We start from the raw sequence: 25,044 nt of genomic DNA on the forward strand, positions 1-25,044 counted from the left end.
ACCCAGCCCTGCTCGGGTTGATCATGAAGTTGGCGGCATCTGGCGTCCGGTTTGGCGCCGCTAACCTCATGATCGACGCGAACGGTCGGCCGGTGAGGGTGGGACCGTGGCTGCGTTCAGGTCACGCGTGAGGTGTGACGCTCAGCTCTGGCGAGATCTTGGTAGGAGACGGCCCCTATGAGGGCGCCAAGCTTCCAAGATCTGCGGGGACGTCCGCGGCGGGAGCGGTGAGGGAAAGAGGCAGCGCGAGCAGAGAGACGGTCAGGTGTTCTGCTTGATGCGGTTCGTCAGCTCGGCGATCTGGTTGTAGAGCGAGCGCCGCTCCGCCATCTGCTGGCGGATCTTGCGGTCCGCGTGCATCACCGTCGTGTGGTCCCGGCCGCCGAACGCCTGCCCGATCCGGGGCAGCGACAGGTCGGTCAGCTCGCGGCACAGGTACATGGCCACCTGACGCGCGTTCACCAGCACCCGGGAGCGGGAGTGGCCGCGCAGGTCCTCCAGGCTCACGCCGAAGTAGTCGGCCGTGGACACCATGATCTGGTCCGCGGTGATCTCCGGGCCGGCGCCGTCCGGGATGAAGTCCCGCAGCACCTCCTCGGCCAGCGACAGCTCGACCGAGGATCGGGTGAGGCTGGCGAAGGCGGTGACGCGGATCAGCGCCCCCTCCAGTTCGCGGATCGAGTTCGACACCCGGGACGCGATGAACTCCAGCACGTCCGGCGGGGCGAACAGCCGCTCCTGGGCCGCCTTCTTCTGCAGGATCGCGATCCGCGTCTCCAGGTCCGGCGGCTGGATGTCGGCGAGCAGGCCCCACTCGAACCGCGTACGCAGCCGGTCCTCCAGCGTCGCCAGCTGCTTCGGCGAGCGGTCGGACGTGATCACGATCTGCTTGTTGGCGTTGTGCAGGGTGTTGAAGGTGTGGAAGAACTCCTCCTGCGTCCGCTCCCGGTTCTCCAGGAACTGGATGTCGTCGATCAGGAGGATGTCCACGTCCCGGTAGCGGCGCTGGAACGCGCTCGTCTTGTCGTCGCGCAGCGAGTTGATGAAGTCGTTCGTGAACTCCTCGGTCGAGACGTACCGGACCGAGCGCGCGTTGCCGAGCGTCGTGGCGTAGTGCCCGATGGCGTGCAGCAGGTGGGTCTTGCCCAGCCCGGAGCTGCCGTAGATGAACAGCGGGTTGTACGCCTTCGCCGGCGACTCGGCCACCGCCACGCTCGCGGCGTGCGCGAACCGGTTGGACGAGCCGATGACGAACGTCTCGAACATGTACTTCGGGTTGAGCCGGTTGCCGCCGCTCTCCGTACCGCCGGGGAGCCTGCGATCGGCCTGGCCTCCGCCACCCGGACGGTGGTGGTCGGCGCCACCCCGGCCGGGTCCGTTGTCGGTGGCGCCGTCGCGCGGCAGGCCGCGCATCGGCGCGGGGTCGGCGGGCGGGCTCTCCCGGTATCGGGGCTCGTATCCGCCGGCGTCGGGCACGGGCGGCTCGATGCGGGTGCGCTCGTCGAAGGCGCGGCGCTCGGGCGCGGTGCGTACCGGCTCGGCGAACGCGGCGCTGAAGAGCGTGTCCTGCGCGTCCCGGCCGGCCGGAATGAGGTGCGGGCGGCCGCCGCCGTCGGCGGTCCGCTGGCGCGGCGCCGGCTCGTCGAGCGGCTGCTCCGGGCGCGGTTCGGCGTACCCGGCCTCGGCGTACCCGGGTTCCGGGCGCGGCGACGGGAAGGCGGACGCGGGCGGGCCGGGCTGGTCGAAGCCGGGCAGCGGGGCGGCGGCGTCGTGCTCGGGCAGCGGCTCCGGGCCGCTGCGGTAGACAGTGCCGGCCGGGCGGGCGCCCGGGTCGTCGGCGACCCGCACGGTGACGGCCACCTGGATCGGCCGGCCGAGCCGGCGGCTCAACGCCTCGGTGATGGCCGGGCGGAGCCGGGACTCGATCACGTCCCGGGTGAAGGCGTCCGGCACGGAGAGCAGCGCCGTGTCCTCGACGATCGCCCGCAGCCGGGTGAGCCGGAGGTACGCCCGTTGCTGCGCGGAGATGATCTCGTCGGCGAGTTCGTCGGTGGTCGCCGTCCACACCGCGGCAAGGTCGGTCGCTCCGGTCACCGTCGTGCCACCCCCTCGCCTGCTCCTTCTCACGCCCGCCCGGACGGCTGACCGGTCGTCATCCACAAGTTATCCACAGCCTGTGTACCGACCGATTGTGGCCGCCCACCGGACGCGGGTCGGACCTGCCCCCCTCGATCCAGGGAGGCGTTGAAGCGGGTTCACCGTGCCGAACGATTCAACAGCGTGTCCGGTCTTGCCGATCGGCGACAAACCCCGGACCCCCGACGCCGACCGCAATCGCGCACGCTAACAGCGCGGACCCCACAGCATCAACCGGCGACACCCTGACGACCTTGGCAACATCAGTGAAAATCGCCCCTTCGGTCGCGCTTGCGCGCAGGTCGGACGCCCGAGTGTGACGTTTGACGGTCATTGCGTCCCTGCGTAGGCTGGAGCGGCTGCTCTCTCGCCCTCTGCTAGGGTGATTGATGCTTGCTGTCCGTGGCTGTCACCCCGCATCGCCGGGGAGCGTGTCGCGGCAGCGCCGATCGGAGGTCACCGACAGGTGATCTGGACCAGCACACGACCCCGGGCGATCCGCCGCGCGGGGCGTACGACAACGGAGAGCCTGACGTGAGCAAGCGCACCTACCAGCCGAACAACCGCCGGCGCGCGAAGACCCACGGCTTCCGGCTGCGCATGCGCACCCGTGCCGGCCGCGCCATCATCTCGACCCGTCGCTCCAAGGGCCGCGCCCGCCTGTCGGCCTGACGCCGACAGGTCCGGTCCGGGGACGTGGGCAGTCGTGCTGGCCGCCGCGCAACGACTGCGGCGCAGTAACGACTTCGCCGCAGCGGTTCGCGGTGGCCGACGCGTCGGTCGTGGCGCCGTCGTGGTCCACCTGACCCTCCCCGAGCCGATCGGCACCACCGCGACACTCTCGCCGGAGCCGGCGCGAAGCCTCGGTGCGGAGACCTCCGCACCGAGCCGCGCCGGCTTCGTCGTGTCCAAGGCCGTCGGCGGCGCTGTGGTCCGCAACAAGGTCCGCCGACGGCTCCGGCATCTGGTCCGCGAGCGGCTGGGCGAGCTGCCCGCCGGCACCACCCTCGTGGTACGCGCGCTGCCCGCGGCCGCCGACGCGACGTACGCCCGGCTCGGGGCCGACCTGGACGCCGCCATCGCCGCCGCACGGGCCCCCCGGGGACGGCGGTCGCGGTGACCGGCCCGACGACGACTCCGTCGCCCACAACCGGTGCCCGCATGCTGCTGGCACCCATCATCGCGTACCGTCGGTGGATAAGTCCGGCACTGCCGGCCCGCTGCCGGTTCTACCCGTCGTGCAGTGCCTACGCCGTCGAGGCGGTGTCCCGGCACGGTGCGCTGCGGGGAGCCTGGCTGACGGTCCGTCGGCTGTCGCGCTGCCACCCCTTCCACCCTGGTGGACACGACCCGGTTCCGGAGCCGGGCGACCGCCGCCGTTCCGACGTGACTGGAGCCTGAGTGTTTAGTCTCGACTGGATCTACTACGCGATCTCGTGGATCCTGCTGACCTGGCACTCGGCCTGGGACGCCATCGGAGTTCCGGTCGGAGCCGTGATCGGTACGAACTGGGCCTGGATCCTCGCCATCGTCTTCCTGGTGGTGACGGTCCGGGTGATCCTGTTCCCGGTCTTCGTCAAGCAGATCAAGTCGCAGCGTGCCATGCAGGCGCTCCAGCCGAAGGTCAAGGAGCTCCAGGAGAAGCACAAGGGTGACCGGGAGACGCTCCAGAAGGAGATGATGGAGCTCTATCGGAAGGAAAAGGCCAACCCGCTCATGGGCTGCCTTCCGATGTTCCTCCAGATCCCGGTCTTCCTGGGCCTGTTCCACACGCTGCGCCGCCTCAGCCCCGACAACCAGGGCAAGACCCTGTACGGCTGGACCGTCGACCAGTTCAACAGCGCCTCCAACGCGACGCTGTTCACCGCGCCGATCTCCGGCAAGTTCGGCTCCACCGCTGACGAGCTGAGCCGGCTCGGAGCGAGCACCGGCACGGTCAAGGTGGTCGCCGGCATCCTGGTGATCATCATGATCGCCACCACCTACCTGACCAGCCGTCAGATGATCCTCAAGACCGGGTGGGCCGAGGACCCGCAGCAGCGCATGGTGCAGCGGCTGATGCTCTACGGCATCCCGCTGTCGCTGCTGATCTCGGGTGCGATCTTCCCGATCGGTGTGATCATCTACTGGGTCACCAACAACCTCTTCACGCTCGGCCAGCAGCAGTGGGTGCTGCGGAAGTTCCCGCCGCCGCCGACCGCGAAGAGCACCAGCGCCGCCAAGAGCACCTCCGGCAAGGGCCCCGTGCAGCCGGCCAAGGCCGGTGGCCTGTTCGGCCGCAAGGCGGCCCAGCCGCCGGCGAAGGCTCCGGCCGTCGCGCCGAAGGTGGCCGGCCCGAAGCCTGGCGCCAAGCCGGTCAACCCGAAGAAGGGTGGCAGCAAGCCCGCCAAGCGACAGGGCTGAGCCCACAGGGCCACCGTCGCGACGTCGGCGGTGGCCCGTTCCGGCCGCGTGCTGCCATCCGAGGAGTCGGCGCCGGGCCGGAATCGCCGCGCGGAGCGCGGACACGGGCGAAACTGGCCCGTACAGACGTGCCCGAGGGCACCCGGCGAACCTCCCGCCGGCCCCGGGAGACCAGCGGACCCCCGACGGTCCGGCCGAGCGAGTACGGAGATGAGACCCGTGACCGAGACCAGCATCCCCAGCGCCGACCAGTCCCTGGACGAGGAGACCCCCGTTACCGCCGCCACCGAGACCGAGGACGCCGTGGGCGAGGCCCGGGAGAAGAAGGCCCCGGCCGACAGCGACCTGTTCCGGCAGAGCGAGATCGCCGCCGACTACGTCGAGGGGCTGCTGGACATCCTCGACTACGACGGCGACATCGACGAGCTGGTCTCCGGCGGCCGCCCCGTCGTCGAGGTCGTCGGCGGCCGGCTCCAGAACCTGGTCGGCCAGCGCGGCGCGACCCTGGAGGCGCTCCAGGAGCTGACCCGGCTGGCCGTGTTCCGTCAGACCGGCACCCCGAGCCGGCTGCTGCTCGACGTCGGCGGCTACCGGGCCGCCCGGCGCAAGGAACTGGCCGCCGTGGCGAAGAACGCGGTCGAGAAGGTCAAGGAGCACGGCGAGCCGGTGCGCCTGGAGCCGATGTCCGCGTTCGAGCGCAAGTGCGTGCACGACGTGGTGAACGCGATGAGCGGGGTGGAGAGCGAGTCCGAGGGCGTCGAGCCCAACCGCCGCATCGTCGTCCGGCCGGTGGCGGACTGAGGTCCGTGATCTCCGACGAGACGACGGCAGGAGCCGTGACCGGCCCGGGCGGTACGCCGCCCGGGCCGTCGGCTGTGCGCCCCGACAACACAGTCGACCCGGTCTTCTCCGATGACGACGGGCCGGCCGACCCGGCGTACCCGGGAAGGGCCGTGACCGACCCCGGCGAGCCCGCCTTCTCCGGCGAGCCGGCGGTGGTGACCGGGATCGAGCCCGCCGACCCGGCGGTGGACGTGACACCCGCCTTCTCCGGCGAGCAGGCGGCGGACGTGACGCCGGCCGACCCGGCCGCGGTGGCCGACCCGGTCTTCGCGGAGCCGTCGGCGGACGCACCGTCCCTCATGGACGGTGGCGACGCCCCCGAGCCAGCGACGGCGACGCTGCCGCCCGAGCTGGCGGAGGCCGCCCGCGCGTTGTTCGGTGACCGGCTCGACCTGGCCGCCGCGTACGCCGAACTGCTCGCCACCGACGGCGTGGTTCGCGGCCTGATCGGCCCCCGCGAGACGCCGCGCCTCTGGGAGCGGCACCTGCTCAACTGTGCGGTGGTGGCGGAACGGATTCCGGAGGGCGCCAGCGTGATCGACGTCGGCTCCGGTGCCGGGCTGCCCGGTCTGGTGCTGGCGATCGCGCGTCCCGACCTCACGGTGACGCTCGTCGAGCCGCTGGCCCGGCGGACCGCCTTCCTGATCGAGGCGGTACAGCGTCTCGGCCTGACCCGGGACGTCCGTGTCTTCCGTGGGCGGGCCGAGGAGGCGGCGGCCGGCTCGCGCGACCGGGAGCCACTGAGCGCCGACATCGTGACCGCCCGCGCGGTGGCGCCGCTGGACCGGCTCGCCTCCTGGTGCCTGCCGCTCGTGGCCCCCGGCGGACGGCTGGTCGCGCTCAAGGGCGCCTCGGCGGCCGACGAGATCACCGAGCACACCGAGGCCGTGATCCGCCTCGGCGGCGCGACCCCGGAACTGCACCGCTGCGGCGAAGGGGTGATCGACCCCCCGGCGACTGTGGTCGAGGTGGTCCGGGAGCGCGTGGTCAACCCGCGCCGTCCGAAGAAGCCGAAGCGGTCGCGTGGCGGTCGCCGTCGCGGCGACCGCTGAGCGGGTACGCCATTCCGCACGCCCGGTCCGGTCGTTGGACCGGTGGGCGTGACGCGATCGATCGCAACCCGACATGGACCCACCGCGCCCGTCGGCCGTAGGCTGACCGACGCGTCGATAGTGTGGAACGGCGGTGCCGGGCGGCACCCGAACCCGATGGTTCCCGCCGAACCGGCGGCGCCGTGCGAGGCGCGGACGCGATTCGACGGGTGCGAACCGACCATCCGGAGCGGGTAGGGATGACAGGTGCATGACGACGGCAGGTACGACGATCCACGGTTGACCGGACCAGGAGGCGAGCCCTCCGCCGACCCCGTTTCACGTGAAACCAACTACCAGGAGTGGACGGTGAACGAGCCCGGCGAACCGTCCTCCCCGTACCCGGCTCAGCCGTCCAAGCGGCGGGAGCCGTCGGCCGGCGGGCCCGTGCGGCCCGTGTCGTCCGTGCCGGCGAACGTACCGCCGGCCCGCGACCCGCTCGACCCGGCCGACGGTCCGGTGAACGCACCGACTCCGCGCCCGCCCGCGGTGCGGGCGAACGCCGCGGTACCCACCCGCTACGAACCCCAGCCGCCCGTCTCGGCCGTGCCGTTCCAGGCCGTCCCCGAGGTCACAGCGGCGCCGTCCGACACGCCACAAGCGGACGGGTACGGGGACGAGGTAGACGCCAGCACGTACGTTTCACGTGAAACCCCGACGCGCGAAGAGGATGATCCACCGTTGGCTATGGAGGCGATGCGCGCCGTGCAGATCCTGAATCCCAGTGGCGAGGTCACCATGCCGCGCCCCGACCGGACCCGGGTGATGTGCGTCGCCAACCAGAAGGGCGGCGTGGGTAAGACGACCACCACCGTGAACCTCGCAGTGGCGCTCGCGCTGCACGGCAACCGGGTGCTCGTGGTCGACCTTGATCCCCAGGGCAACGCCTCCACCGGTCTTAACGTGCCGCACCACACGGGCGTGCCCGACGTGTACGACTGCCTGATCGACAGTGTGCCGCTGGAGGAGGTGGCCCAGGCGGTCGAGGGCATCCCGAACCTGTGGTGCGTACCGGCCACGATCGACCTGGCCGGCGCCGAGATCGAGCTGGTCTCGGTGGTGGCCCGGGAGTCGCGCCTGGCGCGGGCCATCGCCGCGTACCCGGGTCACTTCGACTACGTCTTCATAGACTGTCCGCCGTCGCTCGGCCTGCTCACGGTCAACGCGCTCGTGGCCGCGCAGGAGGTGCTGATCCCGATCCAGTGCGAGTACTACGCGCTGGAGGGCCTCAACCAGCTGATCAACAACATCAACCTGGTTCGTCAGCACCTCAACCCGAAGCTTGAGGTCTCCACGATCCTGCTCACCATGTACGACAGGCGTACCCGGCTGGCCGACGCGGTGGAGCAGGACGTCCGGAACCACTTCGGCGACAAGGTGCTCCAGGCCGTCATCCCCCGCAACGTGCGTGTCTCCGAGGCACCGAGCTACGGCCAGTCGGTGATGACCTACGATCCCGGTTCGCGGGGGGCCACGAGTTACTTCGAGGCCGCCCAGGAGATCGCGGAGCGAGGCGTCAAGGAGCCGGTGAGCCGGAATGCGTAGTGCGGAGATGTCGCTGGGAGGCGTCGCATGAAGAACCGTCCCCGCGGCGGACTGGGCCGAGGGCTCGGCGCCCTCATCCCCACCGGACCGGTACCGGGCGCCGAACCGGCTGCCACCGAACCGGAATCGTCGGCCACTGCCGCGTCGCCGTCGGCTCCGGTCGCCGGCGCGACCGCCGCCATCACCGGCGGCGTCGGGGGTACCCCGCCTCCGGCCGTCGAGCCCGAGCCCCAGCTGAGCCCGGTGCCCGGCGCCCGCTTCGCGGAGATCCCGGTCGACGCGATCGTGCCGAACCCGAAGCAGCCCCGGCACGTCTTCGACGAGGAGGCGCTGGAGGAGCTGAAGACCTCGATCCAGGAGGTCGGCTTCCTCCAGCCGATCGTGGTCCGCCAGCTCGACCCCGAGAAGTTCGAACTCGTGATGGGTGAGCGGCGCTGGCGTGCCGCCCAGGCGGTCGGCCGGGAGACCATCCCCGCCATCGTCCGGGACACCAAGGACGACGCGATGCTCCGGGACGCGCTCCTGGAGAACATCCACCGCGCCAACCTCAACCCGCTCGAAGAGGCGGCGGCGTACCAGCAACTCCTTGAGGAGTTCGGTGCCACGCACGAGGAACTGGCCCGGCGGATCGGCCGCAGCCGCCCGCAGATCTCCAACACGATCAGGCTGATGAACCTGCCACCCGCCGTGCAGCGCCGGGTCGCCGCCGGTGTCCTCTCCGCCGGCCACGCCCGGGCACTGCTCAGCCTGGACAACGCCGAGGCGCAGGAGGCACTCGCCGAGCGGATCGTTCGCGAGGGCATCACGGTCCGCGGCGCCGAGGAACTGGTGCACCTGGCGCTCGCCGAGGAGCCGGCGAAGTCGGCCGCCGCCAAGCGCCGGCCGAAGCCGCATGCCCCGGCGCTCACCGATCTCGCAGACCGGCTGTCGGACCGGTTCGACACCCGGGTGAAGGTCGACATCGGCCGCAGCAAGGGCAAGATCACGATCGAGTTCGCCACCGTCGACGACCTGGAGCGGATCGTCGGCATCATCGGCGTGGGCGAGGACGGGCAGCCCGAGGCGTAGCCCTTTTCTCCGGTGTCGATCCGGCCGCATCCCGACGAGGGGATGCGGCCGGATCTGTGTCCGGGTCGGTTCGGTGCCGTTCGTCGGGCATGGCGGTTCGTTGGGTCACGGCTACTCGGTCGACGGGGACCGGCCCCTCCGAAGCCGATGCCGTCTCCGACGAGGGGCTGGGCCGTCTGGTGCCGGTGGTGCTCACCGATGCCCTAGCGTCCTTCCGCGCTGATGCGGTCGAAGCGGGAGCATCCTGGGTCGCACCGGCTGTTGGGCTGTCGTGCCTCGCCCGTCGTTTCACGTGAAACGGGGGCAGGCGACTGGGTGGTGGCGGTGAATCTGCTATCCGCGTTACTGATCGGCGGCAGGCCGCGCGCCCGAGCGCTGAAGGGCTGAGTACGCGAGGGCCGAGTGCGCAAAGGTTCCGAAAGAGCCGCCGTTCGGCGTTGACGAGTCGGTCCGCGCCCACTCCGCTGGTCTGGCAGAAGGGCTGGCGGTGACGGCTCAGACGGAATCCGTTGCTTGGTGATTCGCTCGTTCCGCGTGACGCACTCGTCTAGCCGCCAGCTGGTGCCGCCCACCGATCGCACGCACGCGAACCGGTTCTCCGCCGGAAAGCCATTCGAGCCGCCGGGCTGCCGGGCTGCCGGGCCGTCGAGCCGCCGGGCCGTCGGGCTGCCGAGCCGCCCTGCGCGGGCCAGCGTGCCGGCGTGCCGGCGTGCCCCGGGCTGGCGTGCCGACTGTCCCGGGCGGCAAGCCCTGAGCTAGGGCAAGGGCGATCGGAGGATGACCATGCTGACGGGCCAGAGGGTTGAGCACGCCCGGCCGTGACGACCGCGCAAGAGCCGTCCTGCCGACCCCTATCCGATCAGCGCCTGTGAGCGATCCAGGCGCATTGAGCCGCGCCCCGCCGAACCGGGGAGCACCTGAGTGAGGGTCGCTGAGCCGAGCAGTGCCGAACCGAGCAGTGCCGAACCGAACACTGCCGAACCGGGGAGTGTCGAACCGGCGAGCGGCCGAGCCGGGAGCGCCGAGCCGGGAGCGCCTGTCGCGAGGAGCCCGGCCAGCGGGCCGAGCTGTGCGGCCCGGCTCAGCATCCCTGGGCCGAATGATGCTGACTCGTTCGCGCCGCCGTCGATGACCCGGCATCGCTCTCCGGGGCGGCCGGGTGGTCGCACGCCTCCAGGGCGGTGGCGAGCCCGATCAGCGATCGAGCGGCAAACCCGAGGCCCGGCAAACCCGAGGCCCGGCAAACCCGAGGCCCGGCAAACCCGAGGCCCGTGCGCCAGCTCGGGATCGGCCAGTCGGCTCAGACGCGCTTGCTGTTTCACGTGAAACGCGGCGACCAACCCGACCCTCATCCGATCGAGTCCCGGCTGTGCCGGGTACAAGCGATGCGGCGCGGTGCTGGCCATAAGTCGAGCGGTGGTCGGCGCGGCTCGGTATCCGCGCGGCCCGCCCGCTCCCAACGAAACAGCCGGATGGCTCGCCTCGCAACTCACCTGTCGCCGTCGCCCGGAGGCGCCTCGTTCGATCCGCCGCATCCGCCGAGGACGCAGTCACGGAACAAGCCCGGTCGACGCCAGCGAGCCGAGCGACCGCGCCGAGATGCGGGCCGACGCATCCGCCGTTTCACGTGAAACACGCACGAGAAGAAGCCGCCAGCACCCGGTGCGGATCGGTCACCGGATCGTTGGAAGAACGGGCCCAGACGCACCCCGAGTTATCCACAGCGGTTGTCCACAGGCACTCCCCGTTTCACGTGAAACAAAGCGAGGAAACCCTTGCTGAGCAGTGCATGACGCGCTGTGCTGGTGATCTCGGCAGCCTGTGGACAACGCGGTGGACAACCGGTGGGCGGCCAGTGGAACAGGTAGGGACAGGCGTCGCCAACTCGGTTAGGGTCAGCGTCGTGCCGGACACCCCTCCCTCAGTTCCCGACTTCACCCAGTGGCCGTCCTTCCCCTTCGAGGGCGATCTCCGCGTCAAGCAACTCGACGAGCCCGTACCGTTCGAACCTCCCCGCCGCGGCGAGGCGGACCGGGAGTGCACCGCCTGCAACGCGCCCGACGAGGCGTACATCTGGGTCGGTGAGCGGTGGCGCGTCCGCGCCATGGACCGGCCCACCGGCCTGCCGATGGTCCTGATCCTGGAGTCCCGTTCCCACCTGGATCTGGGCGACCTGCCGAACCTGCTCGCCGCCGAACTGGGCGTGATGACCGTCCGCCTGGAGCGGGCCGTCCGCTCGCTCGACGGAGTGGCCCGCGTCCACGTGAACCGGTGGGGCGACGGCTCGGCGCACCTGCACCTGTGGTTCCTGGCCCGGCCGTACGGGCGACTGCAGCTGCGGGGCACGTTCCTGTCGCTGTGGGACTCGATCCTGCCCCCGATCTCCGAGGAGAAGTGGCGGGAGAACCTCGCCATGGTGGCCGCGTGGCTCGCCGAGTTCGGCGGCCGCCCGTTGGCCGAGCCGCCGCGCATCCACTGGCAGGCGCCGTCGAGTCTCTCCCCGACCTCGCCCGCGAACGCCGCTGAGGAGCCCGAGGACGAGGCCGTGTCGGTGATCGAGGCAGCGGACGAGATCCCCGAGTCCGACGCGGCAGCGGGCCTCTCAGACCCCTCGGCGGGCCCGTCGGAGCCCGACCCGGTCCCGCAGGCCGGCCCTGCACCGGAACACGCAGGGGACAGTGCCCCGGACAGCGAAGACGAGGACGAGGCCGGGCCGGACGACGCCGCGGACGACCGGCCGGACGCAGCGCGTACCCGGGAGAGCTGAGGTCAGCGACGCCGTGCGGCGGCCCGGGTCACGAGCGTGCCGAGGACCCGGCCGAAGTCCAGCCCGGCCGCCTGGATCGCCAGCGGCAGCAGCGACGTCTCGGTCATGCCCGGGGAGACGTTGACCTCCAGCACGTGCGGGTCGCCTCCGCCGTCGACGATCAGGTCGACCCGGGACACGTCGCGCAGTCCGAGCGCGGTGTGCGCGGCGAGCGCCACCTCGGTCACCCGGGCGGTCGTCGCGGCGTCGAGCCGGGCCGGCGCGTGCCAGGTGGTACGGCCGGCGGTGTAGCGGGCCGCGTAGTCGTAGACGCCGTTGCGCGGCACGATCTCGACCGGGGGCAGGGCCTGCGGGCCCTTGCCGAGGTCGAGCACGGAGACCGCCACGTCCATCCCGGGGACGTAGCGCTCCACGAGTGCGGTCTGGTCGTACGCGAAACAACCCACCATCGCGGCCGGCAGCGACGCCGCCTCCCGGACCACGGCGGCGCCCAGTCCGGAACCGCCCTGCGCGGGCTTGACCATCAGCGGCAGCCCGAGGCGGTCGACGATCCGGTCCAGGACGGCCACCGCTCCCAGCTCGGAGAAACGGTCGTGCGGCAGCGCCACCCAGTCGGGTGTGGGGATACCCGCCTCGCGCAGCACCGCCTTGGCGGACGGCTTGTCCCAGGCGAGGCGGGACGACCGGGCGTCGCAGCCGACGTAGGGCACGTCCCAGAGGTCGAGTACGCCGCGCAGCGAGCCGTCCTCGCCGGTGGCGCCGTGCAGGGCGATCACCACGGCGTCCGGCGGGTCGGCGGTCAGGGCGGGCAGCAACGCCACGTCGGCGTCGCGCAGTTCCGCGTCGACGCCGACGGCACGCAGCGCGTCGAGCACCCGGCGGCCCGACCGCAGTGAGACGTCCCGCTCGTAGGAGAGGCCGCCCGCGAGCACGAGCACGTGCAGCTCGTCGGCGGCGGATCCGGTCACGGGAGGCGGTGCGGCGGGGCTGTCGGACATGCGGGCATCATGCCAAGTCGGGACCGGGCGCGTCCGAGCCGCCCTGGCGACGGCGGGGTCCGGCGCCGCCGACCGCGCCGAAGACCTTGCGCATGGCGATCTCCTGCTCCATCACCCCGGCGAGCCGGCGGACGCCTTCGCGGATCCGCTCCGGCGTCGGGAAGGAGAAGTTGAGCCGCATGTTCCCGGTGCCGGTGCCGTCGGCGTAGAAGCCGGTCCCCGGCACGTACGCGACGCGGGCGGCCACGGCGCGCGGCATCATCGCCTTGGAGTCGAGCCCGTCGGGCAGCGTCGCCCAGACGAACAGGCCGCCCCGCGGTGTGGTCCAGGTGGTGCCCTCCGGCATCAGGTCGGCCATCGCGTCGAGCAACGCGTCCCGGCGCTCGCGGTAGACCTCGCGGTAGACCTTGAGCTGCTGCCGCCAGGGCATGGTGCCGAGGTACGTCGAGACGGCCGACTGCGCGTAGGCGCTCGGGCAGAGGATCTGCGCCTCGCTGGCGATGACCAGCTTGTCGCGGACCGCGTGCGGGGCCAGGATCCAGCCCACCCGCAGGCCCGGCGCGAACGTCTTGGAGAACGTGCTCAGGTAGAAGACCCCGTCGCGCCGCCGGGCCCGCAGCGGCCTGGGCGCCTCACCCTCGAAACCGAGCTGACCGTACGGGTCGTCCTCCACCACGAGCAGCCCGGCGCGCTCGCAGATGTCGAGCACCCGTTCGCGCCGCTCCTCGCTCAGCGTCACACCGGCGGGGTTCTGGTAGGTGGGGATGGTGTAGAGGAACTTCACCCGCCGGCCTGCTCGGGCCAGGTCGGCGATGGCCGTCTCCAGCGCCTCCGGGATGAGCCCCTCGTCGTCCATCGGCACGTGGGCCACCTGGGCCTGGGCGGCCTGGAACACCCCGAGCGCGCCGACGTACGTCGGGCCCTCGGCGAGCACCACGTCACCCGGGTCCAGGAAGAGACGAGCGACCAGGTCGAGGGCCTGCTGGCCGCCGACCGTGACCACCACGTCCTCCGGTGAGGCACCGCAGGAGGCGTCGATCCCGGACAGGGACATCACCTCGCAGATCCGCTCGCGCAGCTCCGGGGTGCCCTGGCCGATGCCGTACTGGAGGGTGGTGGCGCCGTGCTCGGAGCCGAGCCGGCCGAGCATCTCGCCGACCGCGTCCAGCGGCAGCGCCGCGATGTAGGGGGCCCCACCGGCGAGCGAGACGACCTCCGGCCGGCTGGCCACCGCGAAGAGTGCCCGGATCTCCGAGGCGGTCATTCCGCGGACGCGCCGGGCGTACCGGTCGGTGTAGTCGTCGAGCGTCGTGCCGGTCATGGACATCACCTCGATCGGGTGTCGGCGGGGCTGCCGCCCGGTGTGGTACCCGCGATGCCGACATCCATTGGCGGCGGGGGCCGGTTGGTCGATCGTAGTCCCCGGTGACGGTCGCGGCACCGGCCGTGTGGACACGTCCACATCCCGGACCCGCCGTCGGCCGTCCGGGCGAGGGCTCGCGCGTTCACTCCCGTACCGCCGGACGGGGGCGTACGATCGCTCGTCGGGAGCAGGAGGGCGCGGGACTCACCGGCGCTCCGAGCCTAGTGGTGGGGTGCGCTCATGTCGCGACGTCTGGTCAGCCTGACCCTGGACACGCTGGAGGACCTGCCTCGATCCTGCCGGAGCTGCGTCTACTGGGAGCTGGATCCGGTCTCCGCCGAGCGGGCCTGCGCAGCAGGTGACCCGGGCCTGGAGAAGGAGGCGTGGGTCTCCCAGACGCTGCTGGAGTGGGGTTCCTGCGGCAAGCTCGTCTACGTCGACGGCATGCCGGCCGGTTTCGTCATGTACGCCCCACCGGCGTACGTCCCGCGCTCGATGGCGTTTCCCACCTCACCGGTCTCGGCGGACGCGGCTCTGCTGATGACGGCGCACGTGGTGCCCGCCTTCGCCGACGGCGGCCTGGGCCGGATGCTGGTGCAGGGCGTGGCCCGCGACCTGACCAAGCGCGGCATCAAGGCGATCGAGGCGTTCGGCGACGCCAAGTTCGGCGACGACGCGGACGACCCGGCCCGCGCGTGCGTGGCACCCGCCGACTTCTTCCTCTCGGTGGGCTTCAAGACGGTCCGGCCGCACCCGCGCTACCCCCGCCTGCGGCTGGAGTTGCGGACGGCGCTGAGCTGGAAGTCGGACGTCGAGTACGCGCTGGAGAAGCTGCTCGGCTCGATGAGCCCGGAGACGCTGCTGCGGCCGGTCCGCCCGGCACCCGCCACCCGCTCGACGAGCTGAGCCGCGGGTCAGTCGACGACGGTGCCGGCGGCCACGATCGCCCGCAGTTCGCTCACGTCGATCGAGCCGGTCGGCACGTCCCGCTCGATCGGCAGGTACATCCGCTGCACGCCGGCCACGATGGCCTCGACCACCCGGTCCCGGAAGCGCGGGTCGACGAGCCGCGCCCGGTCGTCCGGTGAGGTGAGGTAGCCGACCTCGACGCGTACCGCGGGCATCCGGGTGAGCCGGAGCAGCTCCCATGCCTTGGCGTGGGTACGGCAGTCGCGCAGCCCGGTGCGGGCCACGATCTCCCGCTGCACGAGCCCGGCCAGGCGCTCGCCGGTCGCCGACGTGACGCCGTTGTCGGTGCCGTAGTGGTAGGTGGCCACACCCTCGGCCTCCGGGTTGGCGTGCCCGTCGGTGTGCAGGGAGATGAACACGTCGGCGCCGAGGGAGTTGGCGAGCTGGGCCCGGTCCGCGTCCGGCAGACAGTCGCCGGGCGACGGACCCCGGGTGAGCTGCACCCGTACGCCGGCAGCGGCGAGCCGCCCCTCCAGCCGGCTGGCGAGGTCGTGCACGAGGTCCGCCTCGCTCCAGCGCAGCGTGCCGTCGGGCACCACCACGCCCGGGTCGGTGCCCCCGTGCCCCGGGTCGATCACCACGGTCCGCCCGATGAGCGTCGGCCCGGCCTGCCGGATGGCGTCGGACTCGCGCAGCCACTGCGGGCGCCCGCCGACCACCTTGCGGCCGAGGCGGCGCAGCGCGTTGACGGTGTGCGGCCCGCACGAGCCGTCCGGTTTCAGGCCCATCTCCCGCTGGAACTGCGCCACCGCGCGGGAGGTGCGGATGCCGTAGATGGCGTCGGCGCGGCCCACGTCGTACCCCATCTCCAGCAGGCGTTCCTGGAGCGAGCGGACGTCCTCGCCGGTCAGCGGCTCGGGCACGGCGTGGTAGAGCGCGCGGGCCCCGAACCGCCAGCGGGCCGCGTCGAGCGCCCGCCAGGTCTCGGCACCCACCCGCCCGTCGACGCTGAGGCCGCGGGACTGCTGGAAGGCCCGTACCGCGCGTTCGGTCTGTGCGTCGTAGTCGTCTCCTCCGGCCTCGGCGGGAAGAAGTTCCAGGCCGGCGAGGACGGTACGGATCTCGGCCACCGCCGGTCCCTGGTCACCGGGTCGGATCGGACGCACGACGACCCCCTCTGCACGGACGTTGGCGGACCGGAACTCCGACGGATGCTTACGGAGCGTACCGTGGGCGATACCCGGCGGGTTCGTGTTCATGCAGGTCAGGAAAGCCGCAACCCCCGCCACCGGGCGTGGTGACGGGGGTTGCGGCGGTGCCGGTACGGCTCAGAGCGCCGACTCGATGAGCTTGACCAGCTCGCCCTTCGGCTTGGCGCCGGCGATCGACTGCACGGGCTGGCCGTTCTTGAAGATGGTCAGCGTCGGCACCGACATCACCCGGTAGGCGCGGGCCGTCTCCGGGTTCTCGTCGATGTTGAGCTTGACGATGGTGACCTGGTCCTTCATCTCGCCCGCGATCTCCTCCAGCAGCGGCGAGACCTTGCGGCAGGGGCCGCACCACTCCGCCCAGAAGTCGACCAGAACCGGCTTGTCGGACTGCAGCACGTCACTGACGAAGCTGGCGTCCGTGACCGCCTTGGTTGCTCCCACTATGAACTCTCCTCCTCCGAACCTTGCTCGTGGAACTCTCAGCCCTGAATGGTGGCGATGAACCGCTCGGCGTCCAGCGCGGCGGCGCAGCCGGTGCCGGCCGCCGTGATGGCCTGCCGGTAGGTGTGGTCGACGAGGTCACCCGCCGCGAACACACCGGGCACGCTGGTACGGGTGCTGGGGGCCTGCACCTTCACGTACCCCTCGTCGTCCAGCTCGACCTGACCGCGGAACAGCTCGCTGCGCGGGTCGTGCCCGATCGCCACGAAGACGCCCGTGACGTCGAGCACCTTGCTCTCGCCGGTGTGCACGTTGCGCACCCGTACGCCGTTGACCTTGCCGTCGTCGCCGAGGATCTCCTCGACCACGGAGTTCCACTCGACCTTGATCTTCTCGTTGCCCAGCGCCCGGTCCGCCATGATCTTGCTGGCGCGGAACGAGTCGCGGCGGTGGATGATCGTCACCGACTCGGCGAAGCGGGTGAGGAAGCTGGCCTCCTCCATCGCCGAGTCGCCGCCGCCGACCACCACGATGTGCTGGTTGCGGAAGAAGAAGCCGTCACAGGTGGCGCAGGACGACACGCCGTGGCCGAGGTATTCCTGCTCACCCGGCACACCCAGCGGACGCCAGGCCGAACCGGTGGAGAGGATGACGGCGTGCGCGCGGTACGCGGTCTCGCCCACCCACACGGTGCTCACCGCGTCGGAGCCGATCTCGCCGGTGTCCTTCAGCTCGACCCGCGTCACGTCGTCGGTGAGGAACTCGGCGCCGAAGCGCTCGGCCTGCTTGCGCATGTTGTCCATCAGCTCGGGGCCGAGGATGCCGTCCGCGAAGCCGGGGAAGTTCTCCACCTCGGTGGTGGTCATCAGCGCGCCACCCGACTGCACGCCCTCGATCACCAAGGGCTTCAGGTTGGCGCGGGCGGCGTAGACCGCCGCCGTGTAGCCGGCCGGACCGGAGCCGATGATGATCAGGTTGCGGACCTCGTCCACTGCCGTCTCCCGATGTGTGTGTTCGTCACCGGTCGCACCGATGTCGATCCCGAGTGCCGACGGCTCAGGGGCGCCGGCGCCTGACTTGCAGAACGTCATCGTACGAAGCGGGGATTCCCGAGCCGGTCATCCGGTGGGTCAGGTCACGTGGCGGGACAAGCGTCGTGACCGCGTTTTCACCCTACCCGCGTCCGGAACCGCGTGTCCGCGCCGGACCCGGGTACTCCGCACTCCGGCCCGCTCACCCAGCCCCAGCGGGCGCCGCCCGCGTCCGCGAACGTCACCACGAGCGCCGGTGCGCCCTGGAACCGGGCGTAGTCGACCATGTTCACGGTGAGCGGCCCGGAACCGTGCTCGACCCCGATCGCGGTGAGGCACGCGGCGAGGTTCTCCGGGCGGGTCAGCCGGTCCAGCCCGCCGAGGCCGCTGAGGCGCTGACTGTCCATGGACAGGGGCGTCTCCGCGCCGTCCTTCGCCGCGCCGGACGGACCGGCCATGTCTCCGGGGATCGACTTCGCTCCGGCGGGCACCCGGCCGCCGGCGAGGCGTTCCGGCGTCCAGTCGGTGCCGCTGCGCACTGCCGGTCCGGTGGTCCGGTACGGCGCGGCGGCCATCGGCGCCGCCTCCCGGGCCGCCTGGTCGGCCGTACCGCTGTCGCCCGTGTCGGCCATCCGGCCGACACCGAGCCCCACCGCGGCGACCGAGGCCGCGGCCAGCGCCACCGGCCCGGCGATGCGGGCCCAGCGCCGGGGACGACGACCGGGGCCGCTGTGCCGGTCGGGACGGGGTGCCGTGCCGGGTGGCCGGCTCGCGCCGCCGGACTGCGCCGGCACGAGCGGCGTACCGTCGCGCAGCGCGGGGCCGGCGCCGGCGAGCGCCGCGGTGATCCGGTCGGCCACCGCCTGCGGCATCTCCGGCGCGGGGGCCGCGGCCCAGCCGGCCAGGTCGGCGCCGACCAGGTCGATCGCGTCGGCGAGATTCTCGTACGCGGCACGCCACGTCGGGTCCTGCTCGACCAGCCGTGCCACTGTCGCCTGCTCGGGGGTGCCGTCCAGCGCCCCGCCGAGGTAGTCGGCGAGCAGGTCGTGGTCGACCTCGCTGAACTCCCGGGAAGTCACGGCTCCTCCTGGCTGACGGCCTGACGGGACGCTCCCGACGAGGATCCGACGCCCTCGGGGCGTCTGCGGTTCCCGGAGGTGAGCCGCGGCACGTCGGCGGCCGGTGCGTCGGCGCCGGTCCGCAGGTGCCCGAGCAGCACGGCGAGGCGGGCCCGGCCGCGGGCGCACCGGCTCTTGACCGTGCCCTCGGCGACGCCGAGCATGGCGGCGACCTCGGCCACCGGGTAGCCCTGCACGTCGACCAGGACCAGCGCGGCCCGCTGTTCGGCGGGCAGTGCCGCGAGCGCCTGCCGGACCACGAGCGCGGTGTCGTGGTCGTGGGCCGGCGCGGCCGGTTCCGGACCGCCGGTGTGCCGGCCCGGTTCGCCGTCGGTGTGCACGCCGTCGGGCAGCGGGACGGTGGCGTGGGTCTGCCGCCGCCGGATCCGGTCCAGGCAGGCGTTCACCACGATGCGGTGCAGCCAGGTGGTGACCGCCGAGTCGCCCCGGAACCGGGCCGCGGCGCGGTGCGCCGACAGCATGGCGTCCTGGAGGGCGTCGGCGGCCTCCTCACGGTCGCCGATCGTCCGCAGCGCGACCGCCCAGAGGCGGTCCCGGTGCCGTCGGAACAGCTCGGTGAAGGCGTCCCGGTCGCCTGCCGCGTGTGCCCGGAGCAGCTCCAGGTCGGAGCGGCCGGGCTGCGCGCCGTCGCGTTCCGCCATCACCACATCCGGCGGAGGTGGCGCGGCGGGGACGGCGGCCGGGTCACGAGCCCTGGACCACGATCTCCTGGACGCCGAGCTTCCAGCTGTTGCCGCTGTCCTTCGCCGGCAGCTTGGTGATCCAGAACAGCAGGTACTGGTACTTCTGGTCCGGCTCGAAGGCGTTGAAGATCATCTTGGTGCCGCCGTCCTCGTTCGCCGGCCCGATCAGCGTCGAGTAGGCGTTGACGAGCTGCTTGTCGCCGGAGGAGCTGGACGGGAAGTCGCCGCGGGCGCCGGTACGCAGCTCCACGGTGGCACCGGTGGCCGAGAGCGTCGCCTCCAGCTGCTTGACCGTGTGCGGGGCGCCCAGGTCGATCCAGACACCCATGCCCTTCTTGAGGCCGCCGAACTTGCCGTTGTTGCGGTAGCTGTTGGTCTCCCAGCCCTCGTCGTCGTTCCCGTCGATCACCTTCTCGGCGTTGCGCACCTCGGCGCGGTCGCCGTCCGGGTCGATGATCCGTACGTCCTGGATGGTGAGCTTGCGGACCTGCGCGGCGGGCTCGGCGCCGCCCCCGGTGGCCGGCGCGCTGTTCGACGGCTGGGCGACCGGCTCCTTGTCGCCGTCGTCGCCACCACCGAGCGCGTTGATGCCGATGAGCAGCCCGACCAGGGCGACCGCCAGCAGACCGGCGATGCCGATGGCGACCTTGCGACCGCCGGCCGCGGCCAGCGGTGAGGGTTCCTCGCCGGGCTCGGCGGTGAAACGCAGCGGACCGGCCTGCTCCAGGAACTGCTCGTCGGCGGGGATGTCGAGCCGGCTCAGCTCGGCGGCCAGCACGTCCGACGACGGCGGAGGGATCTCCGCGTCGAGCAGGTCCATGGTGAGGTCGTCGAGGTAGGCCGGCACACCGGCGCGCATCTGCCGTGGCGCGGCGATGGCGCCGCCGGCGTCCCGGACGGCGTCCGGCAGGGCGGCGCGGCCGTGCCCGGCGGTGGCGCCGTGCAGCGGGGCCTCGCCGTGCGGCCAGTGCCCGGTCAGGGCGAAGTAGAGCACCCCGCCGACCGCGCGCAGGTCGTTCTCCTGGCTGTCCGCGCCGTCGGTACGCGCGTCGGCGAGCACCACACGGCCGTCGTCGCTGATCATGACGGTGCCGGGGTGGAGGTTGCCGTGCACCATGCCGGTGGCGTGCACGGCGGCGAGGGCGCTCGCGACGGCGTTGCCGATCGCGGTGGCCCGGGCCGGGTCCAGCGGCCCGTCGGCGGCGACCAGCTCGCGCAGCGACTGCCCGTCGACCCACTCGCGGACCACGTAGGCCCGGTCGTCCTCGTCGATCGCGTCGTAGACGCCGACCAGGTTGGGGTGGATGACGCGGCTCGCGGCGACCGCGGCCTGAAGCATCTCGGTGGCGGAGTCGCCACCCGGGTAGCGGAGGACCACGGCGACGGGACGGCGGAGCACCACGTCGACACCGCGCCAGACCAGCCGGCCCGCGCTGTCGTTGTTGATGTGCTCGACCAGTTCGTACCGCTCCGCGAGCAGCTCACCGACAGTGGGAGCACCGAAGGTCACGACCGCAGGAGAGGTCTCCTCCGCTTCCTGACCCTCGCCGACCTGGGTCACCCGTCCTCCCTCGGTGATCGCGTCGATCGATGGACCCGTGCTGCTGGGCATGTGGCTTCCCGCTCTGCCTTCGGTGGAACGGCCGGCGGTCTCGACACCCGCGCCGATCCCGGTCGTACCCGTCGAGAGCGACCTTACCCGGGATGCCCGGTTCTCCGACATGTCATCTTCCCGCTGTGACCGGCCGGAAGGCCAGTCGCCACGGGCCCCGGCCGGGTCGCCCGCCCACCCGGCGGGCGAGCCGGACACGCACCGTCAATCTAAAGGTTGGCGGCAACGAGGCGGCACAGGGGCGTACCGGTGCGGAGACGGGGAGGTTTTCCCCGCCCCGGCCTGCGCTCCCTCGTCCGTACGGTTGGTTGTCCACAGGCCGAGAGGCCCATTGGACGGCGGAATTCCAAGTTATCCACAGCCGTATCCCCAGCCTGGTGATCCTCGTTCACCGTCGGTCACCGAGGGGGTCAACGCCCGAGGCGCCGCCGGACCATCCCGACCACCTCGGTGATCTCGCCGATCCGCAGCACCATGGCGAGCCCGAGATAGGTCGCGCCGATCGCCGCGCCGCCGATCACCAACTGGACCGCCGCGGCGAGCCAGCTCAGGCTCGCCGGGTCGCCGGGGAGCACGGCCACCACGAGCACGCCGACGAGCGCGGCGCCGAGCGCCGCCACGACCACCCGGCCGAGCGTCCGCATGATCCCGCCCAGTCCGATCCGGCCCACCCGGGGCCGCAGCAGCATCGCCGAGATGATCGCCGCCGCCAGGTACGACACGGCGTTGCCGAGCATCATCCCGGCGGCCGCGAACGTGTTCGAGAAGAGCAGGAACAGGCCCACCTGGAGCAGGACGCGCAGCGCCACCACCGGGATGTTGATCAGAGCCGGGGTACGGGTGTCCGGCAGCGCGTAGAACGCGAAGGTGAAGAGCTGGCTCACCGCGAACGGCACCAGGCCCAGCGCCGCCACCAGCAGCACCGTCGAGGTGGCCACCGCGTTGTCGCCGGTGAACGCGCCGTACCGGAAGACCACCACCGAGATCGGGGCGGCCAGCACCGCGTAGCAGACCGCGATGGGTGCGAGCACCGCGGTGACCATCCGGGTGCCCCGGGACAGGTCGGCGGTGACGTCGTGGAACCGGTTCTCGGCCGCCGCCGCGCTCATCCGGGGCATCAGCGCCGTGATGATCGAGACCGCGATGATGCCGTGCGCCATCATCAGCAGCAGGAAGACGTTGTTGTAGATCAGCAGGCCGGCGTTCTCGCCGTCCCCGCCGGTGGCCCGGTTGAGCAGGTTGACCACCACGAAGAGGCCGAGCTGGTTGACCGCGACGTAGCAGAACATCCAGGCGCCGAGCCGGGCCAGCTCGCGCAGCCCCAGCTCGCGGAAGTCGAACCGTGCCTTCCACCGGAAGCCGACCTTGCGCAGCGCGGGCAGCAGGCCGATCGCCTGCACCGCCACGCCCAGCAGCGTGCCGCCGCCGACCAGCAGGATCCGGTCCCAGCCCACCTCGTCGGGCCGGAGGCCGGTCGCGCCGAAGACGACGATGTACAGGCCGAACGTGCCGATCGACACGAGGTTGTTGAGGATCGGCGCCCACATCGGGGCGGCGAAGTGTCCCCGGGTGTTCAGCACCGCGGCGATCAGCGCGCTGATGCCGGTGAAGAACAGCATCGGCAGCATCAGGTACGACAGCCGGGTGACGAGCGTCGTGTACGCCGGGTCGTCGCCGCCGGCCGCGTACACGGCGGTCAGCACCGGGGCCAGCAGCACCGCGATCAGCGCGGTCGCGGCGAGCGCCAGTACCGCGAGCGTCAGCAGGCGCTGCGCGTACGCCTCGCCCCGGTCCGCGTCGATCTTGCGGCGGCGCACCAGCACAGGCACCAGGACGCTCGTCAGCACGCCGCCGAGCAGGAACTCGTACACCTGGTTGGGCAGGAACTGGGCGGTGGTGAACGCGTCGCCGACCATCGTGCCGAGCGCGGCGCCGATCATCAGGTTGCGGATGAACCCCGTACCCCGGCTCACCAGGCTGCCGATCGCCATCACCGCGCTGTTCGCCGCGGCGCTGGTCTCGGCGACCACCTCCTGCGGCGGTGCGACGGCCTCGACGCCGGGCTGGTTCAGCGGCTCGGCGGAGATGAAGGTGGCGCCGTCGTCCGGCGGCAGGCCGCCGCCGTGCGCGTTCGCGCTGCGGTAGAGCCCGCCGCTCATCTGCCAGCCTCCAGGGGTACGTGGCGACCGGGCCCGGCCGGCCCCGCTCAACCGGAACCTTAGTCAACCCGGGCCCGTTACCCGCGCCCGGCGCGGTCGATCCACCTCCGGCCCGATAGGCTGGCGATCCCATGTCCGAAGCCTCCGCCTCCCACGCCGCCGACCGCCGCGAACTGACCGCCGCGCAGCGCAACGCCGTCGCCGAACTGCTCCGAGTCTCACCGGTCGCCGACGAGCTGGGCCGGCGCTTCGCCCGGGCCGGTCACGAACTGCACCTGGTGGGCGGATCCGTCCGCGACGCGCTGCTCGGCCGGCTCGGCAACGACCTCGACTTCTGCACCGACGCCCACCCGGACGAAACCATCAAGGTCATCCGCGGGTGGGCCGAGTCGATCTGGGAGACCGGACGCGAGTTCGGCACCATCGCCTGCCAGCGCGACGGCCTCAACCTGGAGATCACCACGTTCCGCGCGGAGGTCTACGACCAGGTCAGCCGCAACCCGGTGGTGCAGTACGGCACCAGCCTGACCGAGGACCTCAAGCGCCGCGACTTCACAGTCAACGCGATGGCGGTCAGTCTTCCGGACCACCGGTTCACCGACCCGTACGGCGGACTGGCCGATCTGGCCGCCAAGATCATTCGTACCCCGGGAACGCCGCAGGAGTCGTTCCGCGACGACCCGCTGCGGATGCTGCGCGCGGCCCGGTTCGCCGCGCAGCTCCGCTTCGCCGTCCACCCGGACGTCCGCGCGGCGATGACCGAGATGGCTGCGGACCTGGACCGGATCACCGCCGAGCGGATCCGGGACGAGTTCACCAAGCTCCTCTGCGGCGCCGACCCGATCACCGGGCTGCGCCTGCTCGTCGACACCGGGCTGGCCGAGCGCTTCCTGCCCGAGCTGACCGGGCTGAAGCTCACCATCGACGAGCACGCCCAGCACAAGGACGTCTACGAGCACACGCTCACGGTGGTCAGCAACGCCATGTCGATGGAGTCCGACGGTTGCGACTTCGTGCTGCGGATGGCTGCGCTCATGCACGACATCGGCAAGCCCGCCACCAAGGCGGTCGGCGCGGACGGCCGGGTCAGCTTCCACCACCACGAGGTGGTCGGCGCCCGGCTGACCAAGAACCGGATGAAGGCGCTGCGCTACTCCAAGGAGATCACCTCCCAGGTGGTCAAGCTGGTCGGGCTGCACCTGCGCTTCTACGGGTACGGCCGGGGCGAGTGGACCGACTCGGCGGTCCGCCGGTACGTCACCGACGCCGGTGACCTGCTGTCCCGGCTGCACAAGCTGACCCGCTCCGACTGCACCACCCGCAACCGGCGCAAGGCGGCCCAGCTCGCGGCCGACTACGACGCGCTGGAGGAGCGGATCGCCCGGATCGCCGCCGAGGAGGACCTGGCCCGGGTCCGCCCCGACCTGGACGGCAACGCGATCATGGAGCTGCTCGGCGTACCGCCGGGGCCGGTGGTCGGTCGCGCCTGGCAGTACCTCAAGGAGCTGCGGCTGGAACGCGGGCCGCTGGACCGCGACGAGGCCGAGGCGGAGCTGCTGCGCTGGGCGCGCGACGAGGGCATCACCGGCTGAGGCCGGCGCCGCGGATCTGACGACGATACGCCGGCGTGTCGACCGAACGGTTG

21 protein-coding genes are annotated in these 25,044 nt (G+C 72.0%); 11 read left to right on the forward strand and 10 right to left on the reverse strand.

Translation table 11 applies throughout. From position 1 onward, the window contains the following. Positions 1-261: 261 nt before the first annotated feature. A complete protein-coding gene (dnaA, locus tag ABD52_RS19215) occupies positions 262-2,094 on the reverse strand; it encodes a chromosomal replication initiator protein DnaA (protein WP_047892722.1) in 1,833 nt (610 codons plus the stop codon). 576 nt (positions 2,095-2,670) lie between these two features. Between dnaA and rpmH the strand changes: the two genes are divergently transcribed. From rpmH to ABD52_RS19255, 9 genes are all read left to right on the forward strand, one after another. Beyond that, on the forward strand, positions 2,671-2,808 hold the full coding sequence (rpmH, locus tag ABD52_RS19220) for a 50S ribosomal protein L34 (RefSeq protein WP_013289388.1): 138 nt from the start codon (positions 2,671-2,673) through the stop codon (positions 2,806-2,808). Positions 2,809-2,842: 34 nt separating this feature from the next. Next, positions 2,843-3,256, forward strand: a complete 414-nt coding sequence (rnpA, locus tag ABD52_RS19225; RefSeq protein ID WP_030269559.1) for a ribonuclease P protein component — start codon at positions 2,843-2,845, stop codon at positions 3,254-3,256. Positions 3,257-3,297: 41 nt separating this feature from the next. Continuing rightward, complete coding sequence (yidD, locus tag ABD52_RS38345; RefSeq protein WP_013477538.1) at positions 3,298-3,537, forward strand: membrane protein insertion efficiency factor YidD; 240 nt, start codon at positions 3,298-3,300, stop codon at positions 3,535-3,537. Further along, the gene (gene yidC, locus ABD52_RS19230; protein ID WP_013289386.1) at positions 3,538-4,539 is read left to right on the forward strand and encodes a membrane protein insertase YidC; all 1,002 of its coding nucleotides are present in this window, start codon (positions 3,538-3,540) and stop codon (positions 4,537-4,539) included. Between the two features lie 210 nt (positions 4,540-4,749). Then, the gene (locus tag ABD52_RS19235; RefSeq protein WP_013477537.1) at positions 4,750-5,340 is read left to right on the forward strand and encodes a R3H domain-containing nucleic acid-binding protein; all 591 of its coding nucleotides are present in this window, start codon (positions 4,750-4,752) and stop codon (positions 5,338-5,340) included. Positions 5,341-5,681: 341 nt separating this feature from the next. Next, positions 5,682-6,434: a 16S rRNA (guanine(527)-N(7))-methyltransferase RsmG gene (gene rsmG / locus ABD52_RS19240; RefSeq protein ID WP_200905209.1), complete on the forward strand. Its 753-nt coding sequence runs from the start codon at positions 5,682-5,684 to the stop codon at positions 6,432-6,434. Positions 6,435-6,680: 246 nt separating this feature from the next. Next, positions 6,681-8,018, forward strand: a complete 1,338-nt coding sequence (locus ABD52_RS41590; protein WP_082171330.1) for a ParA family protein — start codon at positions 6,681-6,683, stop codon at positions 8,016-8,018. 27 nt (positions 8,019-8,045) lie between these two features. Beyond that, positions 8,046-9,086, forward strand: a complete 1,041-nt coding sequence (locus tag ABD52_RS19250; RefSeq protein WP_047892724.1) for a ParB/RepB/Spo0J family partition protein — start codon at positions 8,046-8,048, stop codon at positions 9,084-9,086. 1,903 nt (positions 9,087-10,989) lie between these two features. Then, positions 10,990-11,853, forward strand: coding sequence for a hypothetical protein (locus ABD52_RS19255; RefSeq protein ID WP_047892725.1), 864 nt, complete (start codon positions 10,990-10,992; stop codon positions 11,851-11,853). A gap of 2 nt (positions 11,854-11,855) precedes the next feature. On the opposite strand, the gene ABD52_RS19260 is transcribed toward ABD52_RS19255, so the two are convergent. Beyond that, entirely contained in the window at positions 11,856-12,851 is a 996-nt protein-coding gene (locus ABD52_RS19260; RefSeq protein ID WP_047892726.1) for a D-alanine--D-alanine ligase, read from the reverse strand. Between the two features lie 7 nt (positions 12,852-12,858). Then, the gene (locus ABD52_RS19265; protein ID WP_013477530.1) at positions 12,859-14,172 is read right to left on the reverse strand and encodes a PLP-dependent aminotransferase family protein; all 1,314 of its coding nucleotides are present in this window, start codon (positions 14,170-14,172) and stop codon (positions 12,859-12,861) included. Between the two features lie 282 nt (positions 14,173-14,454). On the opposite strand from ABD52_RS19265, the gene ABD52_RS19270 reads away from it, so the two are divergent. Then, positions 14,455-15,120 carry a hypothetical protein gene (locus tag ABD52_RS19270; protein WP_013289377.1) on the forward strand — a complete coding sequence of 222 codons (666 nt, stop codon included), beginning with the start codon at positions 14,455-14,457 and terminating at the stop codon, positions 15,118-15,120. An 8-nt stretch (positions 15,121-15,128) separates the two neighbouring features. Here ABD52_RS19270 and ABD52_RS19275 read toward each other — a convergent pair whose 3' ends face one another. The 7 genes from ABD52_RS19275 to murJ all read right to left on the reverse strand — a co-directional run bounded on the left by ABD52_RS19275 (position 15,129) and on the right by murJ (position 23,399). Continuing rightward, positions 15,129-16,289 (reverse strand): N-acetylmuramoyl-L-alanine amidase, encoded by a 1,161-nt coding sequence (locus ABD52_RS19275; protein WP_013477529.1) that lies wholly within the window; start codon positions 16,287-16,289, stop codon positions 15,129-15,131. 162 nt (positions 16,290-16,451) lie between these two features. Further along, a complete protein-coding gene (trxA, locus tag ABD52_RS19280; protein WP_013289375.1) occupies positions 16,452-16,775 on the reverse strand; it encodes a thioredoxin in 324 nt (107 codons plus the stop codon). A gap of 38 nt (positions 16,776-16,813) precedes the next feature. Further along, positions 16,814-17,767: a thioredoxin-disulfide reductase gene (gene trxB, locus ABD52_RS19285; protein ID WP_030269547.1), complete on the reverse strand. Its 954-nt coding sequence runs from the start codon at positions 17,765-17,767 to the stop codon at positions 16,814-16,816. Positions 17,768-17,943: 176 nt separating this feature from the next. After that, complete coding sequence (locus tag ABD52_RS19290; protein ID WP_047892727.1) at positions 17,944-18,885, reverse strand: hypothetical protein; 942 nt, start codon at positions 18,883-18,885, stop codon at positions 17,944-17,946. After that, positions 18,882-19,586: an RNA polymerase sigma factor SigM gene (sigM, locus tag ABD52_RS19295; RefSeq protein WP_013289372.1), complete on the reverse strand. Its 705-nt coding sequence runs from the start codon at positions 19,584-19,586 to the stop codon at positions 18,882-18,884. Before sigM ends, ABD52_RS19290 begins: the two co-directional genes overlap by 4 nt. A gap of 43 nt (positions 19,587-19,629) precedes the next feature. Next, a complete protein-coding gene (locus ABD52_RS19300; protein WP_030269537.1) occupies positions 19,630-21,240 on the reverse strand; it encodes a protein kinase family protein in 1,611 nt (536 codons plus the stop codon). A gap of 410 nt (positions 21,241-21,650) precedes the next feature. After that, positions 21,651-23,399 (reverse strand): murein biosynthesis integral membrane protein MurJ, encoded by a 1,749-nt coding sequence (murJ, locus tag ABD52_RS19305; protein ID WP_047892728.1) that lies wholly within the window; start codon positions 23,397-23,399, stop codon positions 21,651-21,653. Positions 23,400-23,530: 131 nt separating this feature from the next. On the opposite strand from murJ, the gene ABD52_RS19310 reads away from it, so the two are divergent. Then, positions 23,531-24,991, forward strand: coding sequence for a CCA tRNA nucleotidyltransferase (locus ABD52_RS19310; protein ID WP_047892729.1), 1,461 nt, complete (start codon positions 23,531-23,533; stop codon positions 24,989-24,991). Positions 24,992-25,044 lie beyond the last annotated feature (53 nt).

Origin of the sequence: Micromonospora sp. RV43, assembly GCF_001029515.1 — a bacterium.
GTDB classification, from domain to species: Bacteria; Actinomycetota; Actinomycetes; order Mycobacteriales; family Micromonosporaceae; genus Micromonospora; species Micromonospora aurantiaca.